The sequence below is a fragment of the Micromonospora sp. KLBMP9576 genome, assembly GCF_050941805.1.
Taxonomy (GTDB): Bacteria; Actinomycetota; Actinomycetes; order Mycobacteriales; family Micromonosporaceae; genus Micromonospora.
In genome coordinates this window covers 4,158,209-4,183,146 of record NZ_CP194567.1, presented here as the reverse complement: position 1 = coordinate 4,183,146, position 24,938 = coordinate 4,158,209, and the positions used below count along the sequence as shown (strand labels likewise).

The following is a 24,938-nucleotide window of genomic DNA, read 5'->3' as shown; positions in this document are numbered from 1 at the left end:
TCACATGAACAACGACGCATTCGACTACGACCTCGTCGTCGTGGGCGGCGGGCCGGCCGGCTCCACTGCCGCCACCCTGGTCGCGATGCAGGGACACCGGGTCCTGCTGCTGGAGAAGGAGACCTTTCCCCGGTACCAGATCGGGGAGTCGCTGCTGCCGTCCACCGTGCACGGCATCTGCCGGCTGACCGGTGTCACCGACGAACTCGCCCGCGCGGCCTTCCCGGTGAAGCGCGGAGGCACGTTCCGGTGGGGCCGCAACCCGGAGCCGTGGACGTTCGCCTTCGCCATCTCCCCGAAGTTCGCCAGCGAAGGCGCCACCGCCTACCAGGTGGAGCGGATGAAGTTCGACCAGATCCTGCTCGACAACGCCCGTCGAAAGGGGGTGACGGTCCGCGAACGATGCGCCGTCGTGGACGTCCTGGAGGATGGCGACAGGGTCTGCGGGGTCCGCTTCGATGACGAGGACGGCATCCGACGTGAGGTGCGCAGCCGCTTCGTCGTGGACGCCTCCGGCCACCGCAGTCGAATCCACAAACGTATCGGTGGTGATCGGCACTACTCGGAGTTCTTCCGCAACCTTGCGCTCTTCGGGTACTTCGAGGGCGGCAAGAGACTTCCCGAACCCAACGGCGGCAACATCCTCGCCGTCGCGTTTCCCAGCGGCTGGTTCTGGTACATCCCGCTGAGTGACACGCTGACCAGCGTTGGCGCCGTCCTGCGCCCGGAGGCGCTGGACCGGATCCGGGACGGCGACCGCGAGGCGGTCCTGCACCAGCTCATCGCCGAATGCCCGATGATCGCCGACTACCTCGCCGACGCCACCCGCGTGCAGAGCGGTCCGTACGGGCAGGTCCGGGTGCGTAAGGACTACTCCTACATCCACGACACCTTCACCCGGCCCGGGATGCTCCTCGTCGGCGATGCCGCCTGCTTCATCGACCCGGTCTTCTCCTCCGGGGTGCACCTGGCGACGTTCAGCGCGTTGCTCGCCGCCCGCTGCGTCAACACCTGCCTCGCCGGGGAACTGGACGAGGAGGCGGTCCTGGCGGAGTTCGAGGCTCGCTACCGCCGCGAGTACGGGCTCTTCCACGACTTCCTGGTGGCCTTCTACGACATGCAGCAGGACGAGGAGTCGTACTTCTGGACCGCCAAGCGGCTCAGCGAAGACACCGTCGCCGACGCCGTGGCGGCATTCGCGCAGCTTGTCGGCGGTGCCGGATCGCAGGAACGGGCACTGGTGGACGCCCGGTCCTACGTCCAGCACCGTCAACCGGCCTTCCGGCAACTCGCCGACGTCGTGCAGGAGCCGGTCGCAGAAGCGGGCGAGGACCGCGAACTGCTCGGCGCGTCGATGCTGAAGGAGGTCCTCAAGGAGGGCGTCCGGGTCCAGACCCAGGCAGCCCTGGGCGGCAACGTCGACGAACAGCACCCGATCCGCCCGGGCGGGCTGGTCCCGTCCGAGGACGGCATGCGGTGGCGGCGCCCGGCGGGCTCGACACCGTCGGCGCCGACCGGCGGCACCGGGCATGCCGGCGGATGACCCCCGTCCGGCGGCGCCCCTGTGGGCGCTGCCGGACGACGTGGCGCTGACGGCGCCGCAGGCGCAGCCGTCGCCCGCGCCGGAACCGGGACAGCGCTTCCCACTCTCCCGCCAGCAGGAGTTCCTTCGCATTGTCGACACCGGAGACGACGCCGGCCCGTTCGGACCCCGGTACACGATCGTCGGTGGCTGGCGGATCTCCGGACCGCTCGACGTCGGCTCGCTGCGGGTGGCACTTCACGACGTGGTCGAGCGACACGAGGCCCTGCGCACCAGGATCGTGCGGAAACCGGGGGAGGCACACCAGCGGGTGTATCCGCCGCTCACCCCCCGCCTCGACGTCGAGACCGTCGCTGTCCCGGCCGCCGGTCGCGACCGGCTGGCCGAGACCCTGCTCAACGACGTGGAGGCCCACCCGGTCGCGATCGACGACTGTTCGACGCTGCGAGCCCGGCTGGTGCGCTTCGACGGCGTCGACTCCCTCCTGGTGCTCGCCGCCCACCACACCGCGGTCGACGGCTGGTCCATCCAGGTGGTGCTGCGCGACCTCGCACTCTGCTACGCCGACCGGCGGGCGGGTCGCCGACCGGCCCTGTCACCGGTCCGCCAGTACCGGGACTACGTGCACTGGCAGCGGGGCGCTGGGGCGTCACCGGCCTTCGCCGAGGCCAGGGAGTACTGGCGGCACCGGCTGCGGGAGGCCACGGTGACCCCGATCCGGATGGACCGGCCGCGCCGTGACCAGATTCCCGACGCCACGTCCTGGTACCGGTTCCGCTACGACGACGACCTGGGACGCCGGGTACGCCAGTACGCGAGACACCGGCGTTGCACGCCGTTCATGGTGCTGGCCGCTGTCTACGTACGGCATCTCGCGCAGCTGACCGGACGTCCCGACGTGGTGATGCCGACCTTCACCCCCGGCCGGCGGCCGGCCTGGACGGTGGACATGGTCGGTTCCTTCTTCAACATGCTGCCGCTTCGGGTGCGGGTCGACGCACACGACCGCTTCGACGACCTGGTCGACCGGGTCCGGGCGGCCTGCATCGAGGCCTACCGGTACGAGATCCCCTTCGTCGACCTGCTCGGGGTGGCACCGGACCTGATGGCCGACGCGGCCGGCGACGATCACGCCGCCTGCGTCTTCCAGCTGGTCCAGTCGCCGTTCACCGCCCGCGGTGAGCGGTTCGGTGACCTCCACTACCGGGCGATGCGCCGACGCCTGCAGTTCCAGCCGGTGGGCTCGCAGATCCCGGACGGGGCGCTCTGGGCTGTCGAGTTCGACGGCGGCGGGATCGTCGGCAGCGTCGGGTACGGCCGCGGTCAGTTCCGGACCGAAACGGTGACGGGGCTGGTGGACGGCTACCGCGAGGCCCTCGGCCGGGTGTTGCCGGCCTAGCAGTGCCGGTGGGGCCCGGCCGCCACACCGGTCCGGGCCTCCACCGGGGGAGAAGACGCCCACGAGCCGACACGACGACCAGCACCGGCCTCCGACGACCGACGTCGGCGGACCGCAACGACCCATCCGGAGGTGACCATGCCCGTCGAGGCAGGCGAATCCACGTTCTACGATCTCACAGACGGCGGCGACCGTCGCGACCACGCCGCGGAGGCAGAGGCGGTATCGCGTGTAGTCCAGGCCCGCCGCCCGGGCGCCACCGCACTGCTCGACGTCGCGTGTGGCGCGGGAGAGTACCTGCGGCACCTCATCCCGCACTTCGCGCTTGTCGAGGGGGTCGCCACCGGCCCGGCCACGGCTGAGGCGGCCCGCCGTGCGCTGCCGGACACGACCGTCCACGAGGGGACACTGCCGCAGCTCGACCTGGGGCGCACCTACGACGTCGTCGCCTGCCTGCACGACGAGTCGGCGAGGTTCACGCTGGCCGGGTACCGCACCCTCCTTCGAGCGTTGGCGCGTCACCTGACGCCGGGGGGACTGCTGATCGTCGCACCCTTCTGGATGCCGGACACGGTCATCCGCCGTACCGCCACCGAAGCGCTGGTCCACGACGACGGCCGGACGGTAAGTCGGATCGAACGGGGCCGGCCGCGCGACGGAGCCCACCACATCGAGCGGCACGTCCTTGTCGCCGACGGGGACAGTGTGCGACACCTGGCCGACACGCGGCTGCTGCACTCATTCGCGCGCCAGGAGCACCTCACCGCATTCGCGGCGGCCGGCTGCGGTGGCGAGCTGCTCCCCACCGGTTTGGCCGGACGGCCCCTTCTGGTCGGGGTGCGCCGTTGACCGGGCGGACACCGAATCCCGACAACCGACCCCAACCCCAGCGAGGAGAGAGCATGCGCGTCCTGTTCGCCATCGACCCATCGATCGCCCACCTGTATCCCATGGTTCCCGCCGCGTGGGCACTGCAGAACGCCGGTCACGAGGTGCGCCTCGCGTCGCTCAGCGGCTTCGCCGACCGGATCGCCGCCACCGGCCTGACGCCGGTGCCGCTCGGCGACGCGTCCTGGGCCGCCCGGATCTCCGACGACCCCTTGGAGCCGCACGGCCCGCACGAGGCCCAGCGCTACGCGGAGGTCCTCGGGCTCAACCCGGAGGAGCGTGAGTACTGGTATCTGTTCTACCAGTACCTGTTGACCCCGACCGGCGACTACCTGCGCCCCGACCGTCCGGAGCCGCACGCGCTGATCGAGTACGCCCGCGCCTGGCGCCCCGACCTGATCGTCTGGGACCTGACCCAGGCCGCCGGAGCGGTCGCCGCCCGGGTCTGCGGCGCGGCACACGCCCGACTCGTCTTCGCGTACGACCCGTCGGGGTGGAGCCTGGACCGTCTGGCCGCCGGCCGCGGCGCCCTCACCGAGGCCGGCCTCGACGAGAACCCGCTCGCCACGCTCGTGCGCCCGCTCGCCGAACGCTACGGCGTTGACGTCGACGACGAACTCCTCGTCGGGCAGTGGACCATCGACACCGCCCCACCCGGCCTCGGCCTGTCAACGCGGACCCGCAAGGTGGCCCTGCGCTACGTGCCGTACAACGGGGCGGAACCGGTGCCGGACTGGCTGCGCGAGCCGCCGCAGCGACCGCGGATCTGCCTGACCCTGGGGGAGTCGTACCGGCGGTTCATCCGCGGCGACTGGAATCGGACCCCGATGCTGCTCGAGGCGCTGGCCGAACTGGACGTGGAGGTCGTCGCCACGCTCAACGACGTGCAGCTCGACGGCTACACCCCGCCGGACAACGTGCGCCTCGTCGAGTACCTTCCGCTCAACCAGATCCTGCCGACCTGCTCGGCCATCATCCACCATGGTGGCCTCGGCACGTTCCAGGCGGCCGTCGCCAGCAGGATCCCCCAGCTCGTCTGCGACACGTCGGAGTCCATCCTCCTGCGTTTCGAGGAGGACACGGCGCACGACGAGTCGGACGACACCGGGGTGTACCGCTCCGGTGTCGAGTACGGCGTGCGCGAACCGGACGCCCACGAGAATCCGGCCATCCGGTGGGTGATGCCGGCGAAAAAGCTCGAGGCGACACCGGTGGCGGACTACGTCGTATCCCGGGGCGCCGGAGTGCGGTTGGACCACCAGACCCAGTCGGTGGCCGACCTGAGGGAGGCGATCCTGGACGTCCTGCGTGATCCATCCTACCGACGGGGCGCCGAGGCGATCCATGACGTCTGGCGCGCCATGCCGGGCCCGAACGATGTCGTACCGGTCCTCGAGAGCCTCGCGGCCGACGCCCGCAACCGCAGGTGACAGGGGATGCTTGGCCCGGCCGGTGACCGTCGAGTTTCGCGGCGAGTTCGGGTGAGACACATCGCCGCCAGGATCGTGGCCCACGACGTGGGGGAGACGGCGACGGCCATGGCGATGGACCGGTTGTAGACCTCGCCGGGCGTGCCGCTCCGGGTGACGGGAGGCGGCACGCCCGGTCGGGGCGCGGCAGCTCAGTCGTGCCCGTGCAGCCCCTGGTTGCGGTAGGCGAGATCCGGAACCCGCCAGCCGTCGAGGTCGTACTCGTCGAGGCACGCTTCCGCGAGCGCCTTGTAGCGGTCCAGGTCGCCACTGGCCATCGCGCCCGCCAGCAACTCGACCCGGGTGTTCTCGTGATTGCCGGCGTAGTTGCGCTCATACAGCTCGTGCCGGCCACCGAACTCGGAGCCGACCGCGTCCCACAGCAACTTCATCACCTTGACCCGGCCGACTGCGTCGACGCCCTGCGAGCCACGCAGGTAACGGTCGAGGTGCGGGCGCAGTTCCGGGTTGCGAAAATCCTCGGCGCCGGAGTTGACGTAGATCAGGCCACTGGCCACGTCCTGCATGATGATTTCGCGGACCCGCGGGTAGCCCACCTGCATGAACCAGCGGTAGGCCATGCCGTACCGCGGATTGGGCAGGACCGCCCCGTCGTGCCACGGCACCGGATCGCGTGCGGCCGCCTCGGCCAGACCACGGAACAGGTTGCGCCACGCCAGTACCTCGCCCAGCCGGCTCTGCACGCCCCGGAAGTCGGCGGTGCCGGTCGTTTCGAGCGCCTTGGCCAGCAGGCCGGCGAGGAACTCCAGCTTCACCGACAGCCGGACGCAGCCGTGAAAGGTGAAGCGCTCACTGAAGCCCGACCGCCCGGCGAAGGTCTGCACCTTGGCCAGATCGCCGTAGACGAAGACGTTCTCCCACGGGATGAGGACCCGGTCGAGGACGAAGATGGTGTCGTTCTCGTCGAGTCGCGACGACAGCGGGTAGTCGAAGGGGCTTCCGGTCGCCTCCGCGTTCGCGGTGTAGGAGGGCCGGCAGATCAGGGTGACCCCGGGTGCGTCCGTCGGCACGGCCGCCACCAGCGCGAATTCTCGCTTGGCGACGGGGAGGCCGTAGTGCGCGATGAAGGTGTGGTGGGTCAGGGCCGAGCCGGTCGCCACCACCTTGGCGCCGCTGACGATCACGCCCGCGTCGGTTTCCCTCTCGACGTGGACGAACACGTCCGCCACCTCGTCCGGCCGGCGTGTGCGGTCCACCGGCGGGTGCACGATGGCGTGGCTCCAGTAGAGCACCTTCTCCTGCGACTCCCGGTACCAGCGCCGCGCGTTCGCCTGGAACGGGTCGTAGAAGTCGGCGTTGGCGCCCAGGGTGCCGAGGAACGAGGCCTTGTAGTCCGGGCTGCGTCCCATCCAGCCATAGGTCATCCGCGCCCAGGTGTCGATGGCCCGCGCGTCGGCGACCAGGTCCTGCGCGCTGCGCGGCGTGGTGAAGAACCGGTGCGTGTAGCCGTTGCTTCCCGGCGCGTCGCAGGCGGTGGTCAGCGTCGACCGATGCTCCGCGCTGTGCAGCGCGTCGTACAGGCGCGCGGTCATCCGCACCGGGTTGCGGAAGGCGGGGTGGCGGGTGACGTCGCGGATCCGTTCACCGTGCAGGTAGACGGCCCGCCCGTCGCGCAGCGACTCGACGTACTGCTCCCCGCTGAGGGGCCGTGTCCCGTCGCTCACCGGCCGGCACCGCTGTCCGGCAGGGCCAGCCACCACGGGTTGGCGCGAGCCCACCGTACGGTGCGGTCCAGGCCGTCGCGCAGACTGGTTTCCGCACTCCAGCCGAGCAGCGTGCGGGCGCGGGACGCGTCCGGGACGCGCCGGGGCAGGTCCTGGTACTCCTTGCCGAGGTGCGCCGCGGTGTCGAGGCCGACGACGCTTCCGTCGTCCCCGCCCACGGCAGCGACAAGGGCGATCGCCTCGGCTATCGTCGTCTCGCGCGTGCCGCCGATGTTGAAGGCCTCGCCGATGCCCTGGTCGCACGCTCCGACGAGGATCGTGCCCTCGACCGCGTCGGCGACGTACGTGAAGCTGCGAGTCTGCCCGCCCTGGTCGTAGACGACAGGTGCCCGGCCGTTGAGCATGCGGTGGATGCTGCGGCTGATGACGTACGCGGGCCGCTGCCGGGGGCCGTAGACGTTGAAGTAGCGCACCACGGAGGCGGCGAGGCGGTGACGGTGCACGAAGGCGAAGGTGAGGTGTTCGGCGAGGGCCTTGCTGGAGGAGTAGCACCACCGCTGTGCATTGGTGGGACCGAGGACACGGTCGGCGTCCTCGCGCCAGGGCACGGCGGGGTTCTTGCCGAAGATCTCGCTCGTGCTGGCGACGACGACCCGGGCTCCGACCTGCGCGGCGCGTTCCAGCACGCGCTGGGTGCCGACGAAGTTGACGTCGATGACGTCCAGCGGATCGCTCAGATAGGTGTCCACGCCGACCTGCGCGGCGAGGTGGTAGACGATGTCCACGTCGGGGGTGATCGCCTCGGCGAGCCGCCGCTGGTCGCGGACGTCACCCTGGACGAGCCGGGTGTGCCGGTGCAGCACGTCGAGATGCGGCGGCGCGGCGCCACCGTCCAGGATGGTCACCTCCGCCCCCGCTGCGACGAGCCGTTCGGCGAGGTGACTGCCGATGAAGCCGTGACCGCCTGTGACGACGGCCCGGGGAGCGCTCACCGCCCCACTCCGCGGTAGGTGTAGCCGAGCGTGCGCAGCATGGCGATCTTCTCCTTGGAGAGGTAGGCGCGACCGTCGAGAACGAGGCACCCGTCGGCGACGGGAAGTCCGGCGAAGTCGACGGACTCGAACTGTCGGTGCATGGCCAGCAGTGCGACGCAGTGCGCGTCGCGCACGGCCTGCCGCACCGTGGCGGTGACCGACAGGCCGAAGACCTCGCGCGCGTCGTCCGGGTCGACAAGTGGATCGTGGATGCGCACCCGTACCCCCGCATCGCGCAGGGCGTCGACCACGTCGCGGGTGGGCGTGGCCCGCAGGTCGCCTGTGTCGTTCTTGAAGGACAGCCCGAGGACCGCCACCGTGGCCGCGTAGGCGGGCACGCCCCGGGCGGCGAGATCATCGAGGATCAGCCGGGCCACGTGGCCGGGCATCCGCTGGTTCACCTCGCGACCCACGCGGGCGGTGGCGATCTCCACACCATGGCGTCTGGCGGTCCGCCAGACCATCCAGGGGTCCTTGGTCAGGCAGGAACCACCGACACCGACACTGGGGCGCAGGATGTTGACATGTCCGCTGCCCTTCGGGATGGAGTTTGCGGCAGCGATGACATCCAGCACGTCCACCCCGAACAGGTCGCAGAACATGGCCAGTTCGTTGGCGAGAGCGATGTTGAGGTCGATCCACCAGTTGTCCGCGAGCTTGACGATCTCGGCTGCCTCCAGCGACTCCTGCGGCAGGACGGTGGTCCCGAGCGCATCGTGCAGGAATTCGGCGGCGGCGGACGTGCTGTGCGGGTCCAGGCCGCCGACGACGACGGGCAGGGCCTGCAGATCGGTAAGCGCGGTGCCTTCGGCCAGCCGCTCCGGCGCGAAGGCCAGGGTGAAGTCCGTGCCGGCCCGCAGACCACCCGTCTCGAGCAGAGGCAGCACGAGGCCCCGGGTCGTACCCGGGGGGACGGTGCTCTTGAGTATCACCAACTGTCCGGGCCGCAGGATCGACGCCACCGCCAGACAGGCCGCCCGCAGGTGCTCGTCTGCCAGTGAGCCGTCGGGCCGTACGGGCGTGGCGACGGTCAGGAGGATGACGTCGGCGGCTGCCGCGGCCCGATGGTCGGTGGTGGCGCGCAGGCGTCCACCGGCGACCCCCGCCGCAAGCAGGACATCGAGGCCCGGCTCATGCATCGGGGTGCTGCCGTCGTTCAACCGGGCAACGAGCTGGCTGTCGACGTCGACGCCCACCACGTGCAGCCCACGACCGGCGAGCGTCGCGGCGACGCAGGAGCCCACGTAGCCCATGCCGACGACGGCAGCCGTGGCGGCGCGGTCTCTACGTCCGGGCGACCCTCGCGGGTGCGCGGGCCGCGCCGATGCGCGTTGCGGCGGATCCGCCGCAGCGTCCGCTGATCCGGCACTGGACATGTGCGTTCCCTCCGGTTGCGGGTGAAAGACCAACTCCTGGTCCGGCGCTGTTGCCGCAGCGCCGGACCAGGAGGAGAACGGGGGGATCGGCAGCCATGAACCGCAGCGGTTGCAGAGGTGAACTGGGATGTGCTGCGTCCCGCCCGATGTCCACAGATCCTGGTTGCCCGACGACGGTGCCGGCATCTTCCTGTTTGCGGTAGCGGCGCCCCCTGAGATCGGGCAGCCGGGCGGGAAGAGCGGCCTGCCTCACCGGACAATCCCCGCAACCTGGGATGTGCCAGGAGGCCAGGTTGTCGCGACGATGTCGGGTGACGGCCGCACGCCTCGCCCCGGTACGACCGCCGGCGGGCCGGGAAGCGCCGGGGCGTTTCCGTTGCCGTCCGCCCGTCACCGGATGCCGGGGATCCCCGTGCGGCCCGCGGCCAGGTGGCTCACGCTGCGCGACACCCCTAAGGAGCACGACGTGAATGGCCCTGACCTGACATCTCCCGCGCCGGTGTGTCGGCTGTGCGCGGGACCGGTACGCCAGTGGGTCGACCTCGGTAGGCAGCCGGCTTCCAACGCCTTCCTGCGGCCCGAGCAGCTCGACTCCGAGACGTTCTTCCGGCTGGCCGTCGGCATCTGCGCCGACTGCACGATGGTGCAGCAGTTGGAGGCGATGCCCACCGGCAGCATGTTCCGGGCGGACTACCCGTACCGGTCCTCCACCTCGTCCGGGTTGCGCCGTCACTTTCAGGACGTGGCCCGGACCCTACGTGCCACCGAACTCGCCGGCCCCGGGGACCTGGTCGTCGAGATCGGCAGCAACGACGGTGTCCTGCTGCGCGCGCTTCACGCCGACGGCGTACGGCATCTCGGGATCGATCCGTCCGCGGAGGCCGCCGCTGCTGCCGCCGCCGACGGCGCCAACGTGCGGGTCGGCTTCTTCGACGAGCAGTCCGCCGCGGCGATCGCCGCCACCGAGGGCCGCGCCAAGGTCATTTTTTCGGCCAACACCATAAGCCACGTCGCGCGGATCGACACGATCTTCCGCGGGGTCGACCTGCTCCTCGCCGCCGACGGGGCCTTCATCTTCGAGGACCGGTACGTCAGTGACATCGTCGAGTTCGGTTACTTCGACCAGATTTACGACGAGCACTTCTACCTGTTCGCCGTGCGGTCGGTCGCCGCGATGGTGGCCCGTTTCGGTTTCGAACTGGTCGACGCGCAACGGATACCGATCCACGGCGGGTCCCTGCGCTACACGGTCACCCGGCGCGGGGCGCGCGAGCGCCGGGCGAGCGTGGCGCGGCTGCTCGACGAGGAGGCCCGGTACGGTGTCGCGGAGTACGAGACCTACCTGCGTTTCGGGCGGCAGATCGACCGTGTCGGCTCGGACCTTGTCGCGCTCCTGACCGATCTGCGCGACGCCGGACGCCGGGTGGTCGGATACGGCGCAACCTCCAAGAGCGCCACCGTCACCAACTACTTCGGGATCGGGCCGGCTCTGGTGCCGTTCATCTGTGACACCACGCCGGAGAAGCAGGGACGGCTCTCGCCGGGAGCGCACATTCCGGTCCGGCCATACGAGGCATTCGCCGAACCCTATCCCGACTACGCGCTGCTGTTCGCCTGGAACCACGCGGCGGAGATCATGGCCAAGGAACATCGGTTCGTCGCGCAGGGCGGCCGGTGGATTCTCTACGTCCCGCACGTGCGCATCGTCTGAGCGGCGACCCGCTGCGGCGGCCGGTTCACCGGCCGCCGCAGCGTCGCGTACGCCCTTGTCGTCCCGCGGGTGCGCGGCGCGACGCCCCGGCAGCGAGTCGCGTCGGTCACGGCGGCGGGGAGGCACGGAGCGCAGGCGTCGGCTCGCCGCCCTCCATCCGCAGCAGCCGCCGCCGTTCCTCCGGCTCGACCCGCACCCGGCTCAGGGTGAGCCGCAGCAGCGGTGGGGCCATCACCGAGGTCACGATGGCGACCAGCACGATCACGGTGTACATCTCGACGTCGAACAGGCTCAGCTGCAGGCCGACCATCGCCACGATCACCTCGACCACGCCCCGGGCGTTCATGCCCGCCCCGATGGCCAGACCCTCCTGGCTGGACAGCCCGCCGAGCCGGGCACCCAGGTAGGCGCCGACGAACTTGCTGGTGATTGCCACGGCCACCACGGCCAGCGCCGTCAGCGCCAGACCGGGATCCCGCAACGCGGTCAGATCCATCCGCAGGCCGGCGCCGGCCAGGAAGATCGGCGCGAGTACGGCCAGCACCACCGTACGCAGTGGCGCCAGCTTCGCCGGGTCCGGGGAACGAGCGAGCAGTCCGGCGACGAAGGCCCCGAACACGGCTTCCATGCCGAGTGCGTGCGTGATCGCCGCACCTGCCAGCACGATGATCACCGTCGCCGCGACCGTGGCTCCCGGCCCCTCCGTGCGGGCGGCCCGACGCATCACCGCCCGCACCACCACCCGTCCGACGGTGGCCGCTACCAGGACGAAGCCGACAAGCGCCGCGATCGCACCGACCACCGCACCGGCGCTCAACCCCACAGTGGCCGTGACGGTCAACAGGGAGAGCAGGAACCAGCACACGGCGTCGTCGACGGTGCCGGCCATCAGGATCAGCTGGCCCACCGTGCGGTGCAACAGCTTCATGTCCGTGAGGATCTTGGCAACGACCGGCAGTGCCGTCACGCCCATCGCCACCGCGAGGAAGAGTGCGAACACCACCCGGTCCGCCGGTGCGTCACCGGCCGGCGCGGGCAGCACCAGACCGAGGCCGGCGCCGCAGGCCAGTGGCAGCAGCAGCCCGCAGAGGCTCACCGTCACCGCGGTCCGCCGGTGTGTCCGGAACAGCCCCGGGTCCAGATGGGTGCCGGTGACGCCGACGAGGAGCAACACGCCGAGCTGCCCCACGGCGTCGATCAGGTGCATCTGCCCGCCATCGGACGGCAGAAGCAGTCCGGCCACCTCGGGCAGCACGTTCGCGAGCAGGGACGGCCCGAGCAGTACGCCGGCGAGCAACTCGCCGACGACAGCCGGTAGGCCGAGCCGGCCGGCGAGGTGCCCCAGGACGCGGGCGGTCAGCAGGAGGGTGGTCAGGCCGACGAGGAGACCGAGCAGCGCGTCGCCTCCGAGCGGCGCGAGGATCTCGCCCGTCACCTGCCGGCCCTTGACGGCTCGGCGCCGAGCGAGCCCTGCCACGCCGCCCACAGGTCGTGACCGGCTCGCCGCGCCGCCGCCAGGCTCGCCCACGAGACGAGCTCCACCAACGGGCGGTCACCCGGGCGGTCGACCCGGAAGGCCGCCACTTCGGCGTCGGTGACCCGCCAGGAGAAGAAGGCGGTGTTCAGGGCCAGCCGTCCGGCGGCCCGGTCGGCCTCCGGCAAGGTGGCGAGAACCGCGTCGACTCCGGCCCGGTCGGTGAGCGAGCGCAGCCCGTCCGGTCCGGCCAGCAGACGCAACACAAGGCTACGCACGCCCGCCGGCACCGCGTCTCTGCCCGCGGCGTCGATCGCGACGGCGGCGCGGGCGAAGGCGGCGGCCAGGATCGGATTGCCGTGGGCCCAGTCCAGGTCGGGCGGCACCGGCGCCGGCGGCAGCAGATCCAGGTCGGCCCCCGGTGCGCCCCGCCGGCGGGTCAGCCGCGCCATCGTCACCGCGGCCAGCCGATGCACCACCCGGGCCGCTGCCGGCGGCATTGCCGGCAGCGGGGACCCCGTGAGAAAGACGTTCACCATCCGGTTGAGGTAGTGGAACAACACTGAGACGCCGATGAGTTCGACCACCTCGGCAGTGCCGAGGTGCGCCGGTACGGCAGCGGCACCGCCGTGCCGGAACCATTCGGCGACCGCCCGCAGCCTCGGCTCCCGCACCTCGCCGAGCCGGTCGTCGGTGAGCGCGCGGGCGTCCGGACCGCGCAGCAGCCCGTGCAGGGCGGTGCCGTGCACGTCCACGCAGTACGGACAGCGGTTGACGAGCGACACGGCGGCCGCGACCGCCTCCTTCGTGTCCCGCCCCACCCGTGCGTGCACCAGTAGCGCCTCGCGCAACATCAACCAGCAGCCGGCGAGGACGGCCGGCGCGGCCGCGTGCAGCGCCACCGGCGGCGCGAGCAGGCCGAACTCCTGCTCGAGCCGTCGGTAGACGTAGCGCACCTCGCCCGTCGCGTCGCTGACCCGAACGGGTGTCAGGCGCTCGATGTGACGCTGCGTGATCCGGCGGGTCAGCCGGGCGAGCGGCCTGTCGCTGGGCCGCCACCGGCGTGGGCTCCGGCGGCCGCTCACGTCGCCGGCCGAGCGTTCGTGCGGGTGCCGCCGGGCGACGGAGCGCCGTACGTCACCGCGACGCCCCGCTGCTGTGCCGCCCGCACCAGCTGCGGCACCGCGCGCTCGGCCAGGGCGGCGATCGTCAGCGCCGGGTTGACGGTCAACGCCCCCGGCACGGCCGAGCCGTCGGTGACGAAGATGCCCGGGTGTCCGCGCAGCTCGTGCCGGTCGTCGAGGGCGGACGTCGCCGGGTCGTCGCCGATGCGGCAGGAGGAGAGCGGGTGCACCGTGTACGCCCCCACCTGCTCGTTCGTCCACGGCCGTACCCGGGCCAACCCGTCGCGTTCGAGGATGTCCCGGACGTCGGCGTCGGACGTGGCCCAGCCCCGCAGGGTGTTCTCCGTCGGGTCGTAGCGCAGTGAGCCGCGTCCGAGCATCTGCTGAGCGATCCGTTCGGCGTTGCCGCGCGTCGGCGGTGTCCCGAAGACGCCCTCGTTGTCGTCCTCCGTCATGGCGAAGACGGTGAGCCAGGAGCGCCACTGGCGCAGCATCTTCTTTTTCTCCCGGCCGAACCACGTCGGTGCGGTGGCGCCCGGGGCCTGGGCGAGGATCGTGCCCAGACCCGGCGGGAAGTACAACTGTTCCAGCGAGTACCGGTGATATTCGGGTAGCGACCCGTCGAGCCTGTCCCAGGTGGCCACGCAGGGCCCCTTGCCGATCTGGTGTGCCTCGTAGGCCCGGCCGTCACCCCGGTCGAGTCCGAGGAGCTCGCGGGCGCGGTCGTCGTCCACCACGGCCGTGTTGAGCCGTTCCCCGTTCCCGGAGAAGTAGCGCCCGACCGCCCGCGGCAGCGCGCCGAGCTCGGCCTCCGAGCGTTGCAGGATGATCGGCGTGGCGCCGGCACCGGCCGCGAGCACCACGATCTTCGCCTCGATCACGCCGCTGCCACGGGTGAGGCGGTAGTCCTCGTCGTCGACGATGTCGTAGTGGACCCGATAGCCGCCCTCGGGGGTGCGGGACAGCCGCTGCACCTCGTGCAGGGGGCGGATCTGGGCACCGTGCCCGAGAGCGGCCGGTAGGTAGTTGAGCAGCAGCGACCGCTTGGCGTCGAAGCGACAGCCGGCCATCATCCAGTTGCAGTTCGTGCACTTCGGCTTGTCGATCGCCGAGGGGACCGGGTTGGCGGTACGGCCGGCACGGGCGCAGGCGGCAGCGAACAGGCCACCGGCGAAGGGCACGTCGTGCCAGGACTGCTCGGTCACCGGTAACGCGTCGCTGACGACGTCGTACCACGGGTCGAGGGTGTCCCGGTTGATCGAGGACGGCCACATCCGCCGTCCGATGCTCCCGGTGCGCTCGAAGACGAACCCGGGCGCCCGGGGCATCGTGGCGAAGTAGACGACGCTGCCGCCTCCGACACAGTTGCCGGCGAGCACGCTCATGCCGTCCCCGACGACGAAGTCGAAGATCCGGGTGTACGACGAGCCGAGGAGGAAGTCGTGGTCGAACTCGTCGCTGTTGAGCCACGGTCCCCGCTCCAGCACCACGACGCGTGCGCCACCGGCGGCGAGGTGGTACGCCGGGATCGCACCGCCGAAGCCACTGCCCACGACGATGATGTCGGTCTGCTCGATGGTGGTCATGTGGGACTTCCTGTCGCTGTGGTCCGCGGGTGGGGATCGGCGAGCCGCCGCTGGTAGGAAAACTCGGGGAAGCGCCAGAGCCCGTCCTCGCCCGGCGGCTCGAAACCGATGAGGGAGAGTCCGGGGTGCCCCTGGGCGAACGCCTCGACGGTGGGGAGGTGGGGGGCGCTGTCGAAGGCCATCGTGCAGAAGAGCGCCACGCCGAACCACACCTCCCGTTCCGGGTGCGCGGGGTCGGTGAGCTCCTGCACCAGCGCCGTGCGCTCGTCGAAGTCGAGCGCGACGAACGCCGGCACGGACGGGTCGAGGGCGAGCCGTCGTGCGCGGGCGTGGTTCTGGGCATGCATGTTGAGCAGCCCGGCCATGCCGTCCAGAGCGTCCGCCAGACCGAGGGCGGGATGGGCGAGCAGCGCCAGGGCGCCGGCCTCGACCGCGCCGGCGTCCTCCTCGACGCCGGCGATCGCCCGGTCCTCGGGGTGGCGTTTCACACCGGGCAGGATCGTGTCGGCGAACGCCTCCAGCGTCTGGGTCCGGGCCAGATCGTGCTGCCCGCCCGCAGCCGTCACGACTGCCCACCCGCGGCGTCGGGTGACGGGACCTGACCCGGCCGGCGTCCCGGCCCGGCGGGCCCGCGGTACGCCTGGGCGATGTCCAGCCACTGGTCGGCGTCGGCACCGACGGCGGTCAGGGCCAGGTCCTCCCGGTGCCGGCGACGGGTGGCGAGGAGGCAGAGGTCGACGGCGGGGCCCGTGATCACCTCGGCGTCGTCCGGTCCGTACACCCACAGCTCACCGGAGGGCGCGGTGATCTCGAACCGGAAGCCGCGCGGCGGCGTCCGGTCGCGGCTCAGGTAACCGAAGTCCCAGGTCTGTACGACGAAACCCACCACGTGTCGGATCCGGTCGGTGTGCCCGCGCCGGAGCCCCAGCGCATCGGCGATGTCCTGGCCGTGGGCGAACACCTCCATCGACCCGGCGGCCGCGAGCACCGGTGCCGGCAACGGACGGACCAGCCAGGGCACCACCTGATCCGCCGGCACGGCCGCAAGCGCCTCGACCGCGCCGGTCCACTCCGTACGCCACCGTCCGGGCAGCGCCCCCGCGCCGGTGACGAGGTACGGGGACAGCGCGGCCGTCACGTTGTCGTCGAAGTCGTCACCGAGTTGTGCCACGGACGCCCGGAAGGCGGCCGCGTCGGAGGCGGCCACGGCGGCCATCCGGAAAACCGCGCACAGGTGCGCGACCTGGTGTCTGACCTGCCAACCGGGCGCCGGCGTGTCGCGATTCCAGTCGCCCGGATTCAACCCGGTCAGGATCTGGTCGAGTTCCGCGCAGTCGTCGGCCAGGTCGGCGAACACGTTTTCGTTCTCCATTTGTCCTCCACGGATTGATGTCGGCCCCGCGTCCGACCGGCACCGGCCTCGCCGCGACGGCGGTCACAGGCGGTCGGGGGGGCGTGAGAGGGGGCGCGGATCTCAGCGTGCCGACGACCCCTGGGCCCGGTCCTCTCCCGCTGTGCGGTCCTGACGCCGCCCGCGCCGGCCCCCGGTTTCCCGGGTGCACCCGCCGCGCGGCAGGTCACCTGGTCCAACCGGGGTCACTACGCACAGCGGGAGAAGAATCCCGCGCTCCGGTGGCTGACGATGGAGCGTGCCGGCCGCCGGTGGCGACGCCCGGCAAACCCTCGGAAGGAGGGCGGGAACGATGCCGACCATCACCGGTTCGCTACGTCGGCTGGCGCTGGCCCCCTCGCTGCGGCAGGTCGGCTTCGCGGCACGCCGGTTCCCGGTCGCGCCGTCGGCGCAGACCCGCCGGCTGGAGGCGATCCCGCAGGCAGTCGTGTGCGGGTTCGAATGGGGCATCGAGGCCCGGGACCTGTGGGAGGTGGAGCGCCGCCTCGCGTTGGTCGATCCGCACATGCGCGGCTTCGGCTACGAGGGCGCGACGATGGCGTTCAGCATCCGGGACGCGATGGCGATGCACCGCACCTCCTGGACGCGGGAGCTGCTCGCCGGGCCGGGACGTCCGCACGTCTTCCTGAACTACATCGGGATCGGCTTCGCCATGGCCCGCCTGCCCCGGCCGTTGTGGCGGCGGGTGATGCCGGACCTGAACGGGGTGCCGTACCACCCGACGATGAGCTGGCTCGCGGTGGACGGCTACGGATTCGACCGCGCCTACTTCGACACCGACCGCTGGGTCACCCGCCTGGACCGGCCCGCGCCGTACCCCTGGGAGGGGCGCTCCGACTACTTCCTGCGCGCCGTCGACCAGGGCGTCGGCCGAGCACTCTGGTTCATCCATGGCGGCCGGGTCGACGACGTCGCGGCGGCGGTGCGACGTTTCCCGGTCGAGCGGCGAGACGATTTGTGGAGCGGCGTCGGACTGGCCGCCACGTTCGCCGGTGGCTGCGACGCCGCAGCCCTGGTGGCGCTGCGGAGACTGGCGGGCGTCCACCGGTCACACCTGTCGCAGGGCGCGACCTTCGCCGCCCGGGCCCGGACGTTCTCCGGCGCGGTGCCCGCGCACACGGAGGAGACCGTCGCCGCGCTGACCGGGCTGTCCGTCGCCACCGCGTCGGCGCTCGCCGACGACGTCGCGCTCGACGGGTTCGCGTCGGAGCGGGAACCGGCGTACGAGACGTGGCGCCGACGGGTGCGGGCCCACTTCGACGCGCAGCCGCCGGAGGCATACGCGATCTGACCATGGCGCGACGGGCCGTCCCCGCCGCCGACCACCGTCGCCGGCGAGCCGCGCGCAGCATCCGCGGATCGCCCGCTCGACGCTGAGCATGTAAGGGGTACCAGTGGGTTCCATCGGTTCGCTGCGTCGCGCCATCCTGACGCCGGGCGTGCACAACACCGACCTCGATGTCAGGGGATTTCACGCGAAGACACCCGAGGCACGCGACCTGCTCGAGACCGTCGGCCGGACCTTCCTCAGGGGCTACGGCGAGGCCGCCGAGGCCGCCCGGGTCGTCGACGTGGCACCGGCTCTGAACCGGATTCCACCACGGTTTCGCGGTTTCGGTTACGAGGGCGCGGCGATGGCACTCGCCGTCCGCGACGCGTTGCCGTTCGGGGGCGGGAAGCTCGCGCAGTTCCTCGCCGGCCCCGGCGCCGAACACGTCTACATGGCCTACGTCGGGATCGGCTGGGCGATGGCGCGTCTGCCGCGGTTCCGCTGGCCGCGGCTGCACGTCCCGGACCCGTTGCTGCGCTGGCTCGTGCTCGACGGGTACGGCTTCCACCAGGCGTACTTCCGCACCCACAGGTACGTAGTCCAACAATTTCGCGCGGAGCGGTTCCCGTGGCCCGCCGACGACGACAAGGGGTACGCGACCCGGGCCATCGACCAGGGAATCGGTCGGGCCCTGTGGTTCGTCGGCGGGACCGACGTGCTGCAGGTGACCCGGCTGGTGGAGGGGTTCGCCGAGATCCGCCACGCCGACCTCTACAGCGGCATCGGTCTCGCCGCCACCTACGCCGGCGGTGCTGACGAGGCGGAACTGCGCGAGCTGTGGCGGCGGGCCGGTCGCCATCGCGCCCACCTGATCCAGGGCAGTGCCTTCGCCGCGACGGCACGTGTGCGCGCCGGACTGGTGGTGCCGCACGTGGAGATGGCGGCCCGGCTGTTCTGCGGGATGTCGGCGCTGGACGCGGCGGCGGTCACCGAACGGGTGCGGCCCGGTCTGTCGCTGCCCGGTGAGCCGGTGGCGTACGAGGTCTGGCGGGAGCGGATCCGAAGGACGTTGGCGATCAGCCGGTACGACCAGGCGTCGGAAAGCCGCTGAGGCCGTGCTCGCGAACGCGAGCAGATAGGAGTTGTGCGCACCATGACGAGCATTGCCATCATCGGCATGGCCTGCAGATACCCTGACGCGGCATCGCCGAGGGACCTGTGGGACAACGCCATCGCCGGGCGGAGAGCCTTCCGCCGATTGCCCGACAGCCGGATGCGGCTCGCCGACTACTGGTCAGCGGACCCCACCGCGCCGGACCGGTTCTACGCCCGCACCGCCGCCGTGCTGGAGGGCTGGGAGTTCGACCGGGTCGCCTTCAAGGTGGCCGGTAGCACCTTCCGGTCCACGGACCTTACGCACTGGCTCGCCCTGGACGTCGCCGCCGCGGCGCTGGCCGACGCGGGCTTCCCGATGGGGACGGGGCTGCCGACCGAACGGACCGGTGTGGTCGTCGGCAACAGCCTCACCGGTGAGTTCGCGCGCGCCAACCAGCTGCGGCTGCGGTGGCCGTACGTGCGCCGGGTCCTCGCCTCCGCACTCACCGAGACCGACTGGGACGAGCGACGGCTGGCGGCGTTCCTCGACCGCGTCGAGGCCGACTACAAGCGACCGTTCCCACCCATCGACGAGGACACGCTCGCCGGTGCGCTGTCCAACACCATCGCCGGCCGGATCTGCAACCACTTCGACCTGCGCGGTGGCGGCTGGACGGTCGACGGCGCCTGCTCCTCGTCGCTGCTGTCGATCACCACCGCCTGCCGCGCGCTGGTCGACAGCGACGTCGACGTGGCCCTCGCGGGCGGGGTGGACCTCTCGATCGACCCGTTCGAGATCATCGGTTTCGCCAAGACCGGCGCGCTCGCCACCGGCGAGATGCGGGTGTACGACCGTGACTCGAACGGGTTCTGGCCCGGTGAGGGCTGCGGCATGGTCGTGCTGATGCGGGAGGACGAGGCGCGGCGGGCCGGGCACCGGGTGTACGCCACCATCGCCGGTTGGGGTGTCTCATCCGACGGCAAGGGCGGCATCACCCGACCGGAGGTCGGCGGCTACCGGCTCGCGTTGCAGCGGGCGTACGCCAGGGCCGGATTCGGGGTGGCGAGCGTGGCGTTGTTCGAGGGTCACGGCACCGGGACGATGGTGGGCGACGCGACCGAACTGTCCGCCCTCTCCCAGGCGCGTCGAGAGGCCGACTCCGCGGCGGCGCCCGCGGCGATCGGGTCGGTCAAGGCGATGATCGGGCACACCAAGGCAGCGGCCGGCGTCGCCGGTCTGATCAAGGCCGTGCTGGCCATCCACCACGAGGTGCTGCCGCCGACGATCGGCTGTCCGCAGCCGCATCATCTGCTCACCGCGCCCGACCGTGCCCTGCGGGCGCTCCCCGAGGCGGAGGCGTGGCCGGAGCACGCTGCGCTGCGCGCCGGCGTCAGCGCGATGGGCTTCGGCGGCATCAACACCCACGTCGTGCTGGCCGGCGCGCGGTCCCGGCGTTCCCGCGGCCTCGACGCCCGTACCGCCGCCCTCACCACCGCCGCTCAGGACGTCGAGCTGCTGGTCGTGGACGGTATGTCCCGGGAGGCGCTGCGTGACCGGGTGGAGCAGTTGGCCACCTTCGCCGGGGCCGCCTCCTACGCCCAGCTCAGCGACCTGGCCGTCGCGCTCCGCCACGACCTGCGTGATCTGCCGTTCCGGGCCGCTGTCGTCGTCGACACGCCGCAGGACGCGGAGCGCCAACTCCGGCAGGTGCTGGACGCGATCGACGCCGGGGAGGCGACGCTGGTGTCCGGGCAGACCCGGGCCTTCCTCGGCCGGGTCGGTGGCCGGGGCCGGATCGGTTACCTCTTTCCCGGCCAGGGGTCAGCGACGAGCGTCAGCGGTGCGGCGCTGCGCCGCCGCCTCCCCGCGGTGGACGACGTCTACCGACGTGCGGGCCTGCCGGCCGGCGAGGGCACGGTGGCGACCGAGGTCGCCCAACCCCGGATCGTCACCGGCTCGATGGCCGGTCTCGCCGCGCTGTCGACGCTCGGCATCGACGCCACCGTAGCGGTCGGGCACAGCCTCGGCGAGCTGACCGCCCTGCACTGGGCCGGCGTCATGGACGAGGCGACGCTGCTGAGGCTGGTCACCGATCGGGGCCGGGTCATGGCGGAGCACAGCGCGGCGGGCACGATGGCGGGGATCGCCGCTCCACCGGAGATCGTCGCCCGGCTGGTGGCCGGCTCTCCGGCCGTCGTCAGTGGGTACAACGGCCCCGGCCAGACGATCGTCTCCGGCACCGCCGACGCGATCAGGGAGGTCTGCGCCCGGGCCGCCGCCGACGGCGTCGCAACCGTGCCGCTGGCGGTGTCCCATGCCTTCCACTCACCACTGGTCGCGCCGGCTGCCGACGCGTTCGCCGCCACACTGGTCGGGGTCGACCTGGGCACCGTCGAACGGCGGGTCGTCTCGACGGTCACCGGTGAACTGCTGCCCGCGAGCACCGACGTGGTGTCGCTGCTGCACCGGCAGATCACCGAGCCGGTGCGGTACAGCCAGGCCGTCATCGCCGCAGCCGAGGAGGTCGACCTCTTCGTGGAGGTCGGTCCGGGCCGGGTGCTCTCCCGCCTCGCCGCCGATGTCACCGATGTTCCGGCCGTCTCGCTCCACACCGACGACGCATCGCTCACCAGCCTGCTGCGGGTGGTCGCCGCCGCATACGTCTGCGGCGCGGCCGAAATTCCCGCGCGGTTGTTCGAGGACCGTCTGGCCCGACCGGTCGACATCCTCGCGTCACCCGCGGTGCTGGCCAGCCCCTGCGAGGCGGCCCCGCTCACCGACCTCGGCGGTGGGCAGGGAGCTGCCATCGCCGGACCGGAAGCCGATGGTCCGGACGTCACCGTCCGGGCGGCGCAGCCCGCGCCGGCGGTCACTGCACCGGAATCGACTCTCGACCTGCTACGCCGCACGGCCGCCGCCCGGGCCGAGCTCCCGGTGGAGATGGTACGACCGGACAGCCGCCTCTTGGACGACCTGCATCTGAGTTCGATCACTGTCGGGCACGTCGTCAACGAGGCGGCCGAACGGCTGGGCATGCCGCCGGCGCGTACCCCGTTGAACCTGGCGACCGCCTCGGTGCGCGAGCTCGCCGAGATGCTCGACGAGCTGCGGTCCGGTACGGCAGAGGGCGCACCGGAGGCGGTGTCGCCCGTCGCCGGCGCGGGCAATTGGGCCCGGGCCTGGCGGCTCGACCTGGACCCGGCCCCAGCGCCGGAGCCGATGGAACCTGTCGGCTGCGGTTCGTGGCGGTGGTACGCCCCGGCGCGGCACCCGTTCGCCGCGGCACTCGCCGAACGGCTGGAGAACGGCGGAGTCGGGTCGGGTGTGCTCGTCTGCCTGCCGGAACAGTGCCCGGAGTCCGCCCTCGAACTCGCGCTGCGGGGCTGCCAGGAGGCGCTCGCCGGTCGGAGCGGCGAGCGATTCGTCCTGGTGCAGCGGGGCCGCGGCGCGGCGGGCATGGCCAAGACCCTGCGGCTGGAGGCGCCCCACCTGCGGGTGACGATCGTCGACCTGCCCGCCGACGAACACGCGGTCGGACGCGTGCTCGACGAGGTGCGCGGCACGGACGGGTTAGTGGAGGTCCACTACGACCACGACGGGGTCCGCCGGCAGCCGACGCTGCGCGCCATGCCGGTGCACCCGGAGCAGAGTCGGCAGCCCCTCGACGACTCGGACGTGCTGCTGGTCACCGGGGGCGGCAAGGGGATCACCGCCGAGTGCGCGTTGACAGTCGCCGTCGACACCGGGGCGCGGGTCGCGGTGCTGGGCCGGTCGGACCCCGCGCGGGACACCGAGTTGGCGGCCAACCTGGAGCGGATGGCGCACCACGGTGTGCGGACGCACTACGTACGGGCGGACGTCACGGACCCGGGGCAGGTCCGCGCCGCCGTCGAGGAAGTCGGCCGGGTGCTCGGTCCGGTCACCGCCGTCCTGCACGGGGCCGGACTCAACGAACCGGCGGCGCTGCCGAACGTCGACGTCACCGCCGTGCAGCGGGCCTTCGCCGCGAAGGTGGGCGGCCTTCGGGCCGTACTGGCCGCCGTCGGGCCGCGGAACCTGCGTCTGCTGGTCACCCTCGGCAGTATCATCGGCCGCGCCGGGCTGCAGGGCGAGGCCCACTACGCCACGGCCAACGAATGGTTGGCCGACCTGACCCGCGAGGTCGGCCGGGAGAACCCGGGCTGCCGCAGTCTCTGTCTCGAATGGTCCGTCTGGTCCGGGGTGGGGATGGGGGAGCGGCTGTCAGTGGTGGAGAGCCTGGCCCGTGAGGGGGTCACGCCGATCACTCCTACCCAGGGAGTGGAGCTCCTGCGGCGGCTGCTCGTCGATCCGGCGGCGCCGTCGACGGTGGTGATCAGCGGGCGCACCTCCGGGATCGACACGGTCCGGTACGAGCCTGTCGAGCTGCCGCTGCTGCGGTTCCTGGAGCGGCCCCTGGTCCACTACCCGAGGGTGGAACTCGTCTGCGAGGTGGAGTTGACCGCGGGCGGCGACCTCTACCTGCCGGATCATCACCTGGACGGCAACCTGCTGTTTCCCGCAGTCTTCGGCATGGAGGCGATGGCACAGGTCGCGTCGGCCCTCACCGGCCACCGGACGGTGTCGGCGATCGAGGACGCCACGTTCCTCCGACCGATCGTCGTGCCGCCCGCCGGGGCGACCCGCATCCAGATCGCGGCGGTGGTCACCGACACCGAGGTGGTGGAGGTCGCGATCCGCAGCAGCGAGACCCGGTTCGCCGCCGAGCACTTCCGGGCCCGGCTGCGATTCGACGGCCGGCCGCCGGCCGCCGGCCCGCCCGAGCCCGACGCGGGGGACCTGCCGGCCGTGGCCCTGCGGCCGGCCGAGGACCTCTACGGTGACCTGCTCTTTCAGGGCCAGCGATTTCATCGGGTGCTGCGCTATCACCGGGCGGCGGCCCGCGAGGTGGACGCGGACCTGGTGGCGGAACCGGTCGACTGGTTCGCGCCCTTCCACCCGGACATCCTCGTGCTCGGTGACCCGGGCCTACGGGACGCCCTGATGCACGGCAACCAGGTGTGCGTCCCGCAGGCCACACTGCTGCCGATCGGCGTCGACCGGATCAGCCTGTCGACGCCGGTGGCCGGGCCGGGGGAGTACCGCTACCGCGCCACCGAACGCTCACGCGACGGCGACACATACGTCTACGACCTGGCGCTGCGCGCTGCGGACGGCACGGTGGTCGAGCGCTGGGAGGGACTGCGTCTGCGGGCCGTACGCAAGCGCGACGGCGGGGGCCCCTGGGTGCCGGCGCTGCTGGGACCGTACCTGCAACGAGCCGTCGGGGACCTGACCGGCGTCGAGGTGTCGGTCGCGGTGGAGCCCACCGAGGCAGACGGGGGCGGATCCGTTGACGACCTGCGGGCGCGCCGTCGCGCCCGCTCGGCCCGGGCGCTGGCCGGGGCCACCGGACGGGTGACCCGGGTTCGGTACCGGGGCGACGGACGGCCGGAGATCGACGCCGGGCAGGTCTCCTTCGCACATGGCGCCGGGGTGACCGTCTGCGCGACGGCGCCCACGGTCACCGCCTGCGATGTGGAGCCGGTGGTCGCCCGGACCCCGGTCGAGTGGCGCGGCCTGCTCGGCGCGCACGCCGAGTTGCTTCCGCTGCTGCAGGCCGGGGACGCGGACGAGAACGGCGACGTCGCGGCGACGCGCGTCTGGACGGCGATGGAGTGCCTGCAGAAGGCGGGCGAGCCGCCGGGCGGCACCCTTACCGTCCTGCCTGAGCAGCAGGCCGGCTGGGTGGTGTTCACCGCCGGACCGATCTCCGTGGCGACCGTCGCGACGAGCCTGCGCGGCCGGTCGGAACCGGTGGTGTTCGCCGTGTTGACCAAGGAGGACCGGTAGC

At 72.0% G+C, this 24,938-nt stretch carries 16 protein-coding genes; 8 read left to right on the top strand and 8 right to left on the bottom strand.

What is annotated here, in order from left to right; genetic code table 11:
• The first annotated feature begins 4 nt into the window (after positions 1-4).
• From ACQ452_RS18255 to ACQ452_RS18240, 4 genes are all read left to right on the top strand, one after another.
• Positions 5-1,543, top strand: a complete 1,539-nt coding sequence (locus tag ACQ452_RS18255; RefSeq protein ID WP_433386199.1) for a tryptophan 7-halogenase — start codon at positions 5-7, stop codon at positions 1,541-1,543.
• On the top strand, positions 1,530-2,942 hold the full coding sequence (locus ACQ452_RS18250) for a condensation domain-containing protein (protein ID WP_433386197.1): 1,413 nt from the start codon (positions 1,530-1,532) through the stop codon (positions 2,940-2,942). Before ACQ452_RS18255 ends, ACQ452_RS18250 begins: the two co-directional genes overlap by 14 nt.
• A 138-nt stretch (positions 2,943-3,080) precedes the next feature.
• On the top strand, positions 3,081-3,791 hold the full coding sequence (locus ACQ452_RS18245; protein ID WP_433394209.1) for a class I SAM-dependent methyltransferase: 711 nt from the start codon (positions 3,081-3,083) through the stop codon (positions 3,789-3,791).
• 53 nt (positions 3,792-3,844) lie between these two features.
• Positions 3,845-5,260 (top strand): nucleotide disphospho-sugar-binding domain-containing protein, encoded by a 1,416-nt coding sequence (locus ACQ452_RS18240; protein ID WP_433386195.1) that lies wholly within the window; start codon positions 3,845-3,847, stop codon positions 5,258-5,260.
• Between the two features lie 191 nt (positions 5,261-5,451).
• Here the strand turns inward: ACQ452_RS18240 and ACQ452_RS18235 are convergent, their stop codons facing one another.
• Genes ACQ452_RS18235 through ACQ452_RS18225 form a run of 3 tightly spaced genes read right to left on the bottom strand, consistent with a single transcriptional unit; the run spans position 5,452 to position 9,271 of the window.
• Entirely contained in the window at positions 5,452-6,984 is a 1,533-nt protein-coding gene (locus tag ACQ452_RS18235; RefSeq protein ID WP_433386193.1) for a 4-hydroxyphenylacetate 3-hydroxylase family protein, read from the bottom strand.
• Positions 6,981-7,976 carry an NAD-dependent epimerase/dehydratase family protein gene (locus ACQ452_RS18230; RefSeq protein ID WP_433386191.1) on the bottom strand — a complete coding sequence of 332 codons (996 nt, stop codon included), beginning with the start codon at positions 7,974-7,976 and terminating at the stop codon, positions 6,981-6,983. Before ACQ452_RS18230 ends, ACQ452_RS18235 begins: the two co-directional genes overlap by 4 nt.
• Positions 7,973-9,271, bottom strand: a complete 1,299-nt coding sequence (locus ACQ452_RS18225) for a nucleotide sugar dehydrogenase (RefSeq protein WP_433386189.1) — start codon at positions 9,269-9,271, stop codon at positions 7,973-7,975. The genes ACQ452_RS18230 and ACQ452_RS18225 overlap by 4 nt, the downstream gene beginning before the upstream one ends.
• Positions 9,272-9,893: 622 nt before the next feature.
• Here ACQ452_RS18225 and ACQ452_RS18220 point away from each other — a divergent pair.
• Positions 9,894-11,105, top strand: coding sequence for a methyltransferase domain-containing protein (locus ACQ452_RS18220; protein WP_433394207.1), 1,212 nt, complete (start codon positions 9,894-9,896; stop codon positions 11,103-11,105).
• A gap of 106 nt (positions 11,106-11,211) precedes the next feature.
• Here the strand turns inward: ACQ452_RS18220 and ACQ452_RS18215 are convergent, their stop codons facing one another.
• The 5 genes from ACQ452_RS18215 to ACQ452_RS18195 are packed head-to-tail and all read right to left on the bottom strand — an operon-like array spanning position 11,212 to position 16,661.
• A complete protein-coding gene (locus ACQ452_RS18215; protein ID WP_433386187.1) occupies positions 11,212-12,540 on the bottom strand; it encodes a cation:proton antiporter in 1,329 nt (442 codons plus the stop codon).
• Positions 12,537-13,664, bottom strand: coding sequence for a carboxymuconolactone decarboxylase family protein (locus ACQ452_RS18210; protein ID WP_433386185.1), 1,128 nt, complete (start codon positions 13,662-13,664; stop codon positions 12,537-12,539). Before ACQ452_RS18210 ends, ACQ452_RS18215 begins: the two co-directional genes overlap by 4 nt.
• Positions 13,661-15,289 (bottom strand): GMC family oxidoreductase N-terminal domain-containing protein, encoded by a 1,629-nt coding sequence (locus tag ACQ452_RS18205; RefSeq protein ID WP_433386183.1) that lies wholly within the window; start codon positions 15,287-15,289, stop codon positions 13,661-13,663. Before ACQ452_RS18205 ends, ACQ452_RS18210 begins: the two co-directional genes overlap by 4 nt.
• Positions 15,286-15,855 carry a DUF5987 family protein gene (locus tag ACQ452_RS18200; RefSeq protein ID WP_433386181.1) on the bottom strand — a complete coding sequence of 190 codons (570 nt, stop codon included), beginning with the start codon at positions 15,853-15,855 and terminating at the stop codon, positions 15,286-15,288. The genes ACQ452_RS18205 and ACQ452_RS18200 overlap by 4 nt, the downstream gene beginning before the upstream one ends.
• Positions 15,852-16,661 carry a TIGR03084 family metal-binding protein gene (locus tag ACQ452_RS18195; RefSeq protein ID WP_433386179.1) on the bottom strand — a complete coding sequence of 270 codons (810 nt, stop codon included), beginning with the start codon at positions 16,659-16,661 and terminating at the stop codon, positions 15,852-15,854. The genes ACQ452_RS18200 and ACQ452_RS18195 overlap by 4 nt, the downstream gene beginning before the upstream one ends.
• 331 nt (positions 16,662-16,992) lie before the next feature.
• Between ACQ452_RS18195 and ACQ452_RS18190 the strand changes: the two genes are divergently transcribed.
• From ACQ452_RS18190 to ACQ452_RS18180, 3 genes are all read left to right on the top strand, one after another.
• A complete protein-coding gene (locus tag ACQ452_RS18190; protein WP_433386178.1) occupies positions 16,993-17,991 on the top strand; it encodes a DUF1702 family protein in 999 nt (332 codons plus the stop codon).
• Between the two features lie 103 nt (positions 17,992-18,094).
• Positions 18,095-19,081, top strand: a complete 987-nt coding sequence (locus tag ACQ452_RS18185; RefSeq protein ID WP_433386176.1) for a DUF1702 family protein — start codon at positions 18,095-18,097, stop codon at positions 19,079-19,081.
• 42 nt (positions 19,082-19,123) lie between these two features.
• Positions 19,124-24,937 (top strand): type I polyketide synthase, encoded by a 5,814-nt coding sequence (locus ACQ452_RS18180; RefSeq protein ID WP_433386174.1) that lies wholly within the window; start codon positions 19,124-19,126, stop codon positions 24,935-24,937.
• Position 24,938: the final 1 nt, after the last annotated feature.